Below are 12,793 nucleotides of genomic sequence, written 5' to 3' on the forward strand. Positions count from 1 at the left end.
TCTCGCAAGCTTTTATCTACTTTATAATTTAGGGTAGAGCAAACGAGGAAGGTGGCGTTATGGATGCTTGATATTATTTTGGATGAATTTCATTTTTCGACCTTGTGGAATGGTGGAATCTTCTTATTTACAATGTTTGCTGCAATCATTTATTTTTTTCTTTTGCCAGCTTCAAAGAAACATAGTTGGTGGAAGTCATTTGCTTTTTTATTAGGATTAATTGTCATTTTTATTGCCATTGCTAGCCCATTAAATGTTACAGGGAGAATTAAGTTTAGCACGCATAGTTTGCAGTTGGTTTTATTGCTGCTTGTTGCCCCACCGCTTCTCATTGTAGGATTTAAAACGGCAATATTGGAGCGGATGAAATCAATTGGAAGCATGAAAAAAGTAATGATAGTGCTTACGAAGCCTATTGTAGCTACAGTTCTATTTCAAATCGTTTTTTATAGCTATCATATTCCGTTCATGTTTAACTTTGCTAGACTTGATCTTTATTTAAATTATTTCTTTTTACTTGCGCTCTTTCTTTCATCTGTACTGCTCTGGATTCCGATTCTTTCACCAGATCAGTTGTCCCGTGGCCAAAAGTGGAAGTACACCTTCGTGAATGTCATTTTACTAACGCCTTTTAGTGTGATTTTATTTTTTGCAAATACTGGATTGTATGCGATTTATTCGGATATTAATTTGTTCATGTCTGCACTTGCCCTTTGCCTGCCAGATTTAACGGACGTTCCTCCTGAATTCTTTGCCTCACTCCTGCCTTTTGATCCAGTTCATGAACAGTGGCTTGGAGCAATTATTTTCTTTGCTGGCAAATTGATTAGCTTTGTGGTTGTTACTTTTCTATCAGCTAAAAGCATTTAATGCAAAGGGAACCGTTTAAGCATGCTTAAGCGGTTCCCTTTGCTATTAGAAAAGCCCACCTATTCAAACATAGAAGCAGGTAATACCGCGCAGCCCCGAATTTATTCTTAAGAATACGAGTAGTTACCGTTGTAAGAGGTGATTCATCTGTTTTGGAATCGCTATGGCGGATGTTATTTATTATACCGAAAAGGGCTATGTGTTACTTTAAAATTAAGTTTGATTACTATCTTGAAAAATTATTTTGATAAATCTATTTGTAAAAAGGATTTATACAAAAATACAAGTCATAACTAAGTAATTAGTAGGATAAATAGTTTATATAATATTCTTTTTTACCTGTGAAGTAATAGTCTATTATTATCAAAATTTAGGATTTAAACGAGTTTTGTAAAATAGCGCTTTATTACTTTATAAATCTTTAGTATATTATTGGTTGAATATGAAAAATAAGGAAAAAGGAGAATCGTATTAAGTATGAAAAAGAAACTCGTTTATCTATTTTCAGCTGTATCTGTAAGTTTTTTACTAGGAGCTTGCTCGGAACAAACTCCGGAAACAGCTGCGCTAAAAGAAGAAAAGACAGATGGTGTAAAGGAAGAACAAACCACTGATTTGAAAGGGAATGAAGCGGAAGGAGCTTATGCTCAGTGGTCTTATAATGGAGATACGGGACCTGAACACTGGGGGAAACTAGACAATGCAAACTTAGCCTGTGTCAATGGAAGTGAACAATCACCTATTAATATTGAATTTACCCAAGTAGAAGAGAATAAAAAGCTAGAAGAAATTCAGATTCATTATGAGCCAACAACGTTTTCGCTAGCAAATAACGGTCACACAGTTCAGGCTAATACTGTAACAGAAAGCAATCGCATGGTCATTGAAGGAAACGAGTACAAGCTCGCTCAATTTCATTTTCATACTCCAAGTGAACATCAATTTAATGGCCAAAATTATGATATGGAGCTGCACATCGTACATGAAGATGCAAATGGTAAGCTTGCCGTACTTGGATTGATGATTAAAGAAGGAAAAGAAAATGAAATTCTAGCACCTGTTTGGGAAGTATTACCGAAGGAAGAAACAGAAAAAGATATTCGCGTAAAAGAACCGATTGATTTAAAAGCGTTACTCCCCAAAAATCAAACATCTTTCCATTATAACGGATCGTTAACGACGCCTCCTTGTACAGAAGAAGTGAAATGGGTCATTAATGAACAACCAATCGAAATGTCAAAAGTACAAATTCAAGCATTCAAAGAAATTTTTCCTGAGAACCATCGTCCGGTTCAAACTTTAAATAAACGAGAAATTATTAAGAACTAGAAAGCATTTCTTTTACTGTTTTCACACTGAAAAAAGCATAATCTATTAAACTTTAATGTCATTTCCTCATAACTTTTTGGAAAATGAAACTGATTTCAAAAAGGGGGAAGGGATGAGAAAAGAAAGCAGCTATAATCTAGAGGAAAAAAGTTTGATCACCTTCTGCTTTGTGTTATTCCATTAAAGATCCCTTTAATGGAATAACTACAAAACTCTCTGGCAAATAATGTTTATACATCTCTAACACCTCCATATGTCTTTTTAACTCAGATATCGTTTTTGATGTGCACTTAATAAAATATTCATCTTCAGTTTGTGTTGGATTACATAGTTCATTTGTTGTCGAAATTATCAAAGGGTTATAGTAATTAATTCGTTCAATTCAATTAAGTAATTGGCTAATTTATCCGTTTCACAAATTGGATGCACTAGCTCTACTCCTCAAACAATCTTTATGAAGCTTGCCCTAATTGAGTCTCTTCGCCATAGAAACATATTTCCGGGGCGCTTATATCTCCAAACTTAATTGTATATTCCGTCACAGTATCCTTCCCAAAAGTCCTCTTCTTTAAAATGTGACTTAAGTCATCTTATTATTTTCCTTATATATGACCTCCGACAGTATATTCCATCCGTTAAATTTCGTAAACTGAGTTCATAGGAGGGATTTGGCATGCTGGAATTAGTGGATTTATCAAAGAAATTTAAGCAAAATGATGCTGTGAAAAATTTAAATATGTTTATTGAAAAGGGAGAAATTATAGGGTTGCTCGGTCCGAATGGAGCTGGAAAATCAACTGCTATTTCGATGCTATCCTCGTTAATCGAACCAACAAAAGGTGACGTCCGTTTTCGAAATAAAAGTATGATTAAGCATCCGGCACCACTCCGAAATGTCATTGGCGTAGTGCCCCAAGAAATCGCTTTATATGAAGATTTGACTGCAGAGGAAAATATGCAGTTTTTCGGAAAGATATATCGACTTAGGGGTATACAGCTGAAAAAGAAAATAGATGAGGTGCTCGAGCAAATCGGACTTACTGATCGCCGGAAAGATATTGTAAAGACATTTTCAGGTGGGATGAAGCGGAGATTGAACATTGGTGTTGCGATGCTGCATGATCCGGAGATTATTATCATGGATGAGCCTACAGTTGGAATTGACCCGCAATCTCGAAATTATATTTTAGAAACGGTAAAGCGATTAAATAAAGAAAAACAGATGACGGTTTTATACACAAGTCATTATATGGAAGAAGTAGAGTTTCTCTGTGATCGAATTTACATTATGGATAAAGGTAATCTAATTGCTTCTGGAACAAAGGATGAAATTAAGCGAATTTTATCTGCTGAAAAGACTATTTCCATTCAAGCAGATCGTTGGAATGACGAGTTTATTGAAGAGCTGAAACAAAACCCTACGGTAAATCGAGTTACAGTGGGCGAAAAGGAAATTACAATTATTATCCCAAGAGAAGTAAATATGTTTGCGGCGATAATTAAAATGGCTGAGAATGCAGATGTCGAGTTAAATTCTGTTGATGTACAGACACCTACATTGGAAGACGTATTCTTGCACCTTACTGGAAGAGCTTTACGAGATTAGGAGTTGGGTTAAATGATAGGTCAAATTGTTAAGAAACAAGCATTATTACTATTGCGAAATCCAATTCAAATTCTCCTGCTAGTTGGGTTGCCAATCATCTTAATTGCAATTCTAAGTACGGCACTTGGAGGTATGATGATGAGTGGAGAATCACCGAACATCCATGTAAAGCTCGCATTCGTTGAACATGGGGATGAGGAAGCAGAAATCCAACGTTTTTTGGGAGAACTTGAGGATGAGGGGATGCCAAGAGAAGCTATTGAAGAAATGGAGACAGGAATTGAGCAGATGGCACCTGTCAGCATATTAAAGGAGTCGGTATTGGGGAGTGAGGAGGTTCGTGAGTTTGTGGAGCTTCATGAAGTGGAGGCTTCAGAACTTACTGAAATATGGGATGATAATTCTTACACAGCAGTAGTAGAAGTCCCTGAAAATTTCACCTATGAATCATTAGAATACTTGGTTCTTAATAAGAATTCACAGCCTGTACTTGAGGTGTCGCAAAATGATGACCATCAAATTGGACCGATGATTATAAATGATATATTGATCCAATTTCAAGAACAGCTCACATTAGGGGCATTTTTAGAAAAGAATGGAATAGAACAAGATGTTATACAGTTGGATGAAGGTATGTTCTCTGGTGAGACGTTGACACTGGATCAGAAAAATCCAATCGGGTCGCAGGAGTATTATGCAGTTGGTATGACAGTAATGAACGTGCTTTTTATCGCATCAACAATAGGAACGATTGCATTTATGGAGAAAAAGATCCACGTATTTGATCGGATCATTTTAGGGAATGTTTCACGTTGGGAATACTTTATTGGTGTGCTTCTTTCTGGAACTTTGTTTAGTTTTATCCATTTGTTGATTGTTTATGGATTTTCTTGGATTGTCTATGGCGTTAGATGGCCAGATCTAATTTCTTTCTTTACGGTAACCGCATCACTGGCAATTGCTGTGGGAGGAATTGCGGTATTGCTTACAGCAATTAGCTATCGGTTCAATTCGGAAATGATCACTAATTTCTTCGCTGGTATTATTGTGACACTGATGGCGGTATTAGGCGGAAGCTTCTTTCCAATTGGGGATTCCTCTGCTTTTATTCGAGCACTCGGAAACTTAACGCCAAATGGTGCTGGAATGTCTTCCTACTTAATGATCTTAAGAGGAGATGGCATTGCTGAGATTAGCCATCATATCCTATTCCTCATCCTGTTTGCAATAGCTTCTATTGTCATAGCAGCAATTAGTTTTCCGAAAAGGGGGGCATCCGTATGATTGGGATTTTACAAGCTAAGTTTAAAATGTTTTTAAGGAATCCTTGGACGTTTATGCTCTTTACCGGAATGTCAATTGGCTTTGCACTTATATTGGGCGGTAGTGGTCTAACGACAATTAGCGTTCCTGTCTATTCGGAGAATGAAGAAATGCAGCAATCGTTCATAAGTGAAAAGCTAGAGGAATCGGATGCATTCACATTTAATTGGATGACTGAGGATGAATTGAAAGACGAAATCGCAAATGGTAGAGCAGAGATAGGTGTCATTCTTCTAGAGCATGATTATCGATTCATAGTTGGAGTAGATTCGCCGAATCGTTCAATGCTCGAACAGACAGTAAGAGGTGCCTACGTAGAGAAATTTCAACAGGATAATATTTTAGCGGCAGCTAATGCAACAACGGATGCTGAAAAAGAAACGGTTTTGGAAAATTTACAGGAAACAATGGAATCCCCTGTCTTCGAAATGAATAGAAGTAGTTTTAGAAGCGCGGATACATTTGTCTACGATGATACATTTCAAAGGTTATTTGGTTTTACATTGTTTTTTGTTATCTATACAATTGCTTATAATGTACTACCTATATTAGTTGAGAAGAAGGACGGGTTATGGGACCGCGTTATCCTATCCCCAGTTAAGAAATGGGAAATGTACGTTGCTAATTTAATTTATAGTTTTTTTGAAGGGTATTTACAGGTTCTCATTATCTTTCTCATTTTCCGCTATTGGGTTGGGGTTGATTTCCATGGGCGGTTTTTAGAAACGTTGCTCGTGCTTATTCCATATGTGTTTTCCATTGTCGCATTATCAATTTTCATAACGGCATTGGTAAAAAATGCTCAAGCATTTAATGCGATCATTCCAATAATCTCTGTGAGTATGGCGATGATTGGTGGTGCTTATTGGCCAATTGAAATTGTCGAATCTGAGTTTCTGCTTGCATTATCGAAAATTAATCCGCTCACTTACGGAATGGAAGTTTTAAATGGGATTGCTGTTTATGGCTATCCTTTAGAGGAACTTGTATTTCCAATCAGTATTTTACTTTTAATGGGAGTAGTATTGATGGGGGTTGGGATTCACTTAATGGAAAGGCGCCATGTTTAAGATGGATAGGAAGCAGGAAATTTGTCTCACACAAGTTTGGAGCTGTTTTCAGTATCTAGTCTCTAAGACCCCATAAAGTTTGGATAAATTACGAATAATATAGTATGAACTGTAATAAGAATAAATAGTTAGATTCCGGGTATTGTTTGCTCGGAATCTAATTCATGTACATTAAAAATAATACGGGGGATTAAGATGACATTAGAGAAGCAACTAATTAATAAATGCTATTATAATACATTAACGGAAGGTAGCGAAAATGAGCATCCAATCAAGGTTTTGGGTGATTTGTTTATTCTTGAGCAACAGAAGGAAGTAACCGATTTATCCTATATCCGCTTTGCTCAAGGAGAGGTATATTTTCAAAATAAAGATTATGAGACGGCAATTTTTAAATGGGAAAATATTCATAATGAATTAATGCCTTGGGCACAAAAAAATATTGCCGATGCAAATTTCGAACTGGATTTTCTTGAAATTGCGGAGGAATATTATAAACTCGTCGAAACCGACTCGGATGATTTGAAAGTAGAAGTGCTTTTGCAGCTATTTACTTTATACATACAACGTGACAAACTCGAAATGGCAGCTGATTCCATAAAGAATGCGGTTGAATTAAACCCCGATTATCCGAATGTGACCGATATGGCGCGTTCATTCTTTGAGGAACAACAGGACTTTGCCAGCGGTGTTGAGTTAGCTGTAGCTGAAGCTATCCGAACCGAGTCTCTATTTTGGTTTGAGGTTTTAGAGGGTTATGTGAAAGAGGGGCATACAGCAGCAATAGCACCATCGTATTTTCGTGAATTATTAATGACCTTGTATATGATCAACGAGGCGCGTTTCGAAAGCCTTGTTGCAGCTCTCTGGGACAGTTACAAACAGAATGATTTGTATTTCCAATGGTTGAAGGAAATCAATTATCTTTTATTAGATGTAAATCCAAGACGATCCTCTAATTGGCAAGAGCTTTCGAAGCAATATAAAGAGACGTATCTGGAATTAATGAATGGTACTTATTTAATAAAGGATTTGTCTGATTATATACCTTTCCACTTAACCAATTGGATGAAAATAGCTACTATTTCTGATACATTAGCAGCTTCATCAGCTGTGTTAGCGTGGAATGAATTGTATCCTGCCTGGTTGGAGGATTCGGTAGTAAGTGAGGCAGAGGACTTGGTAGGCCAGTCTAATCACACTAATAAACATATGGGTGACATATTCCTGATTTTCGAATCCATTCGGAAGTGGGCAAATAGTAAGGATTTATCCATGGGAGAACGTGCAGAATCGATAATTGATGAGCTACTTGATTCAAACAACTTTCACCTACTTATTACAGGGAACGAAGCAACGAGAAAAGCATCCATTGTAAATCGGTTGCTTGGCAAGGAGATGACTACAGCTTCCAACTCCTCTACTGTCCTATTTAAACATGATGAGCAAGCAGAAGTTCATGTCATTACAGACCAAGAAGAAAAAAGCATATCTGTTTTAGATGATTTCATGCAGATTGCAGAGAATGAGCAGACACACATTCGCTGTAAAATGCCAATACCGTTTTTGAATAAAAATAATCTTTCTTTAATTGATACACCGTTACTTACCAATCAAAGAAAATCAAAAAAAGATGTAATCCCCTATCTATATCTAGCGGATAGTCTATTGTTTGTTCTAAATAGTGATTCCCTTTTAACTTATAAAGAAATTGAGACGGCTGTCAAAATTAGGGAGCATGTACCAGAGCTGCCGATTCATTTTCTTCTTCATAATATGGAGCAAAGCACTAGCAATCAGGTGACAGTGGAATGGTTGGAGAAAACAACATCGTGGATTCATACGTATTTTCCAAATGCAAAGGTCTTCGCCTCTTCACAATTTGATGAGCATAATAGCCAATTAGAAGAATTTATTCAATCCATGGTGAATGGTTATAGCTTGGGTGAGGGAAGCGAGCGTAAAATTCTGTATTACAGTAAGCAATTGATTAAATTGCTGCCTAAAAAACGAATTGAATTGGAAAATAGCATAGTAAATACAATAAAATGGAATGAAGAGATGATCACGAAGCTTGATGGTGCAGTAAATCAATTACGTGATACGGAAGAGGAAAAAGCGCAGATCATTAAAAGAGATTACAGTAAAATTGTAAATAAAGTAAGACAGGAATTGATGGCAAGCATCCCTGATTTGCTGAAAGATTGCGCAGAATTAATTAAAGAAGACACAGATTTTGAAAATATACATGTGACGTTAAATGATGAAATGAATAAGCGAATCAATAAACATATTGATGAAACAGTCTTGCCGAAGTTACATGAAGAAATTCAGATATGGATTGCGAGTAGTGAAGGGGAGTTTAGTGACTGTTGGGCACTATTAAATGAAATGAGCGTGAGTTTTAATCAGCTATATGATGAAGAAAAGCTAAGTTTAGCCTGTGATTTTAAAGTGTTAGATGACTGGCGCCGGGATATCGACCGCATGACTAGGAGCAACATACAATTGGAAAAATTCACGATCATTAAGGGTTCTGCCTCATCGCAGTTATTCATGAAAAGTGCAGGAAAATTGCTTGGTGCCATTTCACAAAATAAAGGAACGCTGCAAAATAAGTTTAAACAAAGCATTAAAAATAAGGATTACACGAAAGATGCACAATCAATTACAAATACATTCATGCAGCAATTGGAGTTTTTTGGAAAAACACTGGAGCGGGATATTACGATATTTTTCACAAACCCTTTTGACGAGCTGAATAGAGCGATAGAAGAAAACCAACAGGAGATTAAAGCAAATGAGCAGTCGCTAAATAATATGCGAAAAAATCCGGAGGTTTACACTGATCCACTTACACTGTTTGAAATAAATATTCGTCAATATGAGTGGATGAATCATGCAGATGAAAAGGTCTTTGAATATCGTTAAGCGTTTGATGTAATAACTATAACGCATGAGATTTCGAATATGAAATCTCATGCGTTATTTTGTCTTGATCTAACGTTGGAGCTCCTGAGAAACTGGCTATTATCCTTCTTAAGGTGTACAAACATATAAGATACGCAACCAAAGCGGCACCATTATCTGGATACCCCATTATGGCAAAATTCTAGTATAATAGTCTTATAAAGACACTGCATATATAGCTATTGAAAGGAGCGTTCATGTGAAGTGGAAGAAACATTGGAAGAAAATTGTAACAGGAATTATTATAATTCTATTGATTATAGACGCTCTGGTAGGTTTATTTTTTTATAATCTGGCCATTGAACGAAATGTAAAAGAATTTTTAAATGGCAATGCAGATTTAGAAGTTTCTGCGGAGACATTGGATGTTCTGCTTGCTGGTGATTGGCGGGATTGGTCGCGTGAGCAGGATTTTGAAGTATGGGAAATGGAATCGAATGACGGGTTAAAATTGAAAGGCTATTATCTAGGAGCAAAAGAACCAACGAATAAAACGGTGGTTTTTGCTCATGGTTACCTTGGTCGAGCAAATGATATGTCGTTATTTGGAGAACATTATTATGAAGAGCTCGGCTATAATATGTTTACAGCTGATCTTCGAGGACATGGGGAAAGTGAAGGCGACTATATTGGCTTTGGCTGGCATGATCGCTTGGATTTAGTTGATTGGATTGATAGAATCATAGCAAATCTTGGTTCAGATACTGAAATCGTACTTCACGGCATATCCATGGGGGCTGCTGCTGTATTGATGGCGAGTGGAGAAGAGCTTCCGAATAATGTGAAAGCAATTGTTGCTGATAGTCCGTACACAACGGTGAATGATCTGTTCGCTTATCAGCTTGACCGGATGTTTCATCTACCTGCATTTCCGATATTGCCAACGACTAGTCTTGTTACGAATATAAGAGCTGGTTATACATTGAAAGAAGCTTCAGCGCTAGAGCAAGTAAGGAAAGCAGAAATTCCTATCCTTTATATCCATGGGAAAAGTGATACATTTGTACCGACTGTCATGACAAAAGAGCTATATGAAAATACAAAAAGTGATGCAGAAATTTATCTTTATGATGATGCAAATCATGGGGAGTCTTTCGTAAAACATCGAGAATCCTATATTACAGTGTTACATTCATTTTTAGATAAATATATTCCATAGAAAAGAGGTTCTCCATAACGAGGACCTCTTTTTTTATGCATTTTATATACGTGTAACATAAAGGGTTTTAAGGGATTCCTAAAAAAAATATGCATATTTATTAATATTTTTTTATAAATATACTTGCATAAAGGTCACGGTATAACTATAATAATGAATAATTAAAGTTATATGAAGGGACGGAATTCATTGAAAAAGGCAGCTATTATTGGTGGAACAGGTTATGGAGCAATTGAGCTAATCAGACTATTGCAATTACATAAAGAAATTAAAGTTGAAAAGATTATTTCTCATTCACAGCATGGAGAAGCAATTGCTTCCATCTATCCACATTTGACAGATTTTATAGAAGAACCAATGCACGAGCTTGAAATTGAAAAATTACAAGAAGAGGTTGATATTGTATTTTTTGCAACACCTGCTGGGGTAGCAAAAGAGATATTGCCGCAATTTACTAATCCTAATTTGCAATGTATTGATCTTTCTGGCGACTTACGGCTTAGCTCACAAACAGAATATGAAACTTGGTATGGAAAAGATGCTGCCACGCAACAGTTACTAGACAAGGCTGTTTATGGTTTATCTGAGCTTTATGCTGAAGAAATTAAGCAGGCAAATCTTATCTCTAATCCTGGGTGTTTTCCGACATCTGCTTTACTCGGTTTAGCACCAGCATTGGAGCATCAGATTATGTCACCACAAGGAATTAGTATTGATGGAAAGACTGGCATATCTGGTGCAGGAAGAACGCCGACAGCCAAAACACATTTTTCAGAGACAAATGAAAATGTTACGCCGTATAAAATCGGACAGCATCAGCATATTCCAGAAATTGAAGAGTACCTATCGGATAAAGCAAAGACACCAATTACCGTAGCATTTACAACACATCTTATCCCAATGACAAGAGGATTAATTTGTACGATGTATGGTCAATTAGCGAAGAAGGCGACTACAGAAGAAGTAATTGAAATCTATCAATCTTATTACGAAAACAATCCATTTGTAAGAATACGAGAAGCGGGAGTTTTTCCTGCGACAAAGGATGTGTATGCAAGTAATTTTTGCGATATTGGGATTCATGTGGATGAGCGCAGTAATCAAATTATTATTGCTGCAGCAATTGATAATCTTGTTAAAGGAGCCGCAGGGCAAGCAATCCAAAATGCGAATCTAATGAATGGCTGGGAAGAGACAATGGGGTTACACACAATACCGATTTATCCATAGGGGGGCGGAAAATATGACAATTACAATCGAAAGTAAGCTACAAGTATTAAAAAACGGGCACGTCACAAGTCCAAAAGGGTATTCAGCAGGTGGTGTCCATTGTGGGCTTCGTAAGAAAAAGCTAGACTTCGGGTGGATTCATTCGGAAAATCCAGCTACAGCTGCTGGTGTGTACACCTTAAATGTTTTTCAAGCAGCTCCGTTAAAGGTGACGAAAGAAAGTATTGAAAAAGAACAGTTAATCCAAACGCTAGTCGTTAATTCAGCAAATGCCAATGCTTGTACTGGTGAACAAGGATATTTGGATGCTTTAGAAACGCAACGTAAAACTGCAGGAAAAATGGGAGTTGCAGTTGATCATGTTGCAGTAGCCTCAACTGGGGTTATTGGAGTGCCATTACCAATGGAAAAAGTCAGAGCTGGTATCGAATTAATGAATGATAATAGTAGCTCAGAAAACTTTGAACAAGCGATTTTAACGACGGATACCGTAACAAAGCATATTGCCGTTCAATTGGAAATTGATGGTCAAATGATAACAATTGGAGGGGCTGCAAAGGGATCAGGAATGATTCATCCGAACATGGCAACGATGCTTTCGTTCATTACAACAGATGCTGCGGTGGAGGCAACTAGCTTACAACAGGCGTTACGTGAAGTGACAGATCAGTCTTTTAATATGATTACAGTTGATGGAGATTGCAGTACAAATGATATGGTCTTAGTACTCGCAAATGGCAAGCAAAAAAATAATATACTCAATGAGTTGCATCCAGAATGGCAAGTGTTTAAACAGGCACTACAATTGGTCAGTAAAGAACTAGCCAAAATGATTGCTAGAGACGGGGAGGGTGCAACGAAACTAATCGAGGTTCAGGTGAGTGGAGCTTCATCTGTAACAGCCGCGGGTCAAATAGCAAAAGCAATTATTTCTTCTAATCTTGTAAAAACAGCTGTTTATGGTGCAGACCCGAATTGGGGACGAATTGTTTGTGCGATTGGTTATAGCGAACAGCCACTCGACCCGCAAAAGGTATGTGTCTCTTTAGGAGATATCGAGGTTGTTAAGAATGGTCTCCCAGTAGATTTTGATGAATCAGAAGGAGAACTTTACCTTGGCAATGAAACGGTAGTACTGAAAATTGACTTACAAAATGGATCGCATGAAGCAACAGCGTGGGGCTGTGATTTAACGTATGACTACGTCAAAATAAATGCTTCCTATCGAACGTGAGG

The 12,793-nt window shown here is 37.1% G+C and carries 9 protein-coding genes; all 9 read left to right on the forward strand.

Features of this window, described 5'->3' with window-relative positions; translation table 11 throughout:
- The first annotated feature begins 63 nt into the window (after window positions 1-63).
- The 9 genes from F1560_RS09835 to argJ all read left to right on the forward strand — a co-directional run bounded on the left by F1560_RS09835 (window position 64) and on the right by argJ (window position 12,791).
- Window positions 64-870 carry a cytochrome c oxidase assembly protein gene (locus F1560_RS09835; protein ID WP_149474443.1) on the forward strand — a complete coding sequence of 269 codons (807 nt, stop codon included), beginning with the start codon at window positions 64-66 and terminating at the stop codon, window positions 868-870.
- Between the two features lie 477 nt (window positions 871-1,347).
- Complete coding sequence (locus F1560_RS09840; protein WP_149474444.1) at window positions 1,348-2,199, forward strand: carbonic anhydrase; 852 nt, start codon at window positions 1,348-1,350, stop codon at window positions 2,197-2,199.
- A 673-nt stretch (window positions 2,200-2,872) separates the two neighbouring features.
- On the forward strand, window positions 2,873-3,805 hold the full coding sequence (locus F1560_RS09845) for an ABC transporter ATP-binding protein (RefSeq protein WP_149474445.1): 933 nt from the start codon (window positions 2,873-2,875) through the stop codon (window positions 3,803-3,805).
- A 12-nt stretch (window positions 3,806-3,817) separates the two neighbouring features.
- Entirely contained in the window at window positions 3,818-5,089 is a 1,272-nt protein-coding gene (locus F1560_RS09850; protein WP_149474446.1) for an ABC transporter permease, read from the forward strand.
- Window positions 5,086-6,198, forward strand: a complete 1,113-nt coding sequence (locus F1560_RS09855; RefSeq protein ID WP_149474447.1) for an ABC transporter permease — start codon at window positions 5,086-5,088, stop codon at window positions 6,196-6,198. The genes F1560_RS09850 and F1560_RS09855 overlap by 4 nt, the downstream gene beginning before the upstream one ends.
- 195 nt (window positions 6,199-6,393) lie before the next feature.
- Entirely contained in the window at window positions 6,394-9,129 is a 2,736-nt protein-coding gene (locus tag F1560_RS09860) for a tetratricopeptide repeat protein (protein WP_149474448.1), read from the forward strand.
- Between the two features lie 238 nt (window positions 9,130-9,367).
- A complete protein-coding gene (locus F1560_RS09865; protein ID WP_149474449.1) occupies window positions 9,368-10,327 on the forward strand; it encodes an alpha/beta hydrolase in 960 nt (319 codons plus the stop codon).
- A 189-nt stretch (window positions 10,328-10,516) separates the two neighbouring features.
- The gene (argC, locus tag F1560_RS09870) at window positions 10,517-11,557 is read left to right on the forward strand and encodes an N-acetyl-gamma-glutamyl-phosphate reductase (protein WP_149474450.1); all 1,041 of its coding nucleotides are present in this window, start codon (window positions 10,517-10,519) and stop codon (window positions 11,555-11,557) included.
- Between the two features lie 13 nt (window positions 11,558-11,570).
- Window positions 11,571-12,791, forward strand: a complete 1,221-nt coding sequence (gene argJ / locus F1560_RS09875) for a bifunctional ornithine acetyltransferase/N-acetylglutamate synthase (protein WP_149474451.1) — start codon at window positions 11,571-11,573, stop codon at window positions 12,789-12,791.
- Window positions 12,792-12,793 lie beyond the last annotated feature (2 nt).

It is taken from the genome of Oceanobacillus polygoni, from assembly GCF_008304605.1.
Taxonomy (GTDB): Bacteria; Bacillota; Bacilli; order Bacillales; family Amphibacillaceae; genus Oceanobacillus; species Oceanobacillus polygoni.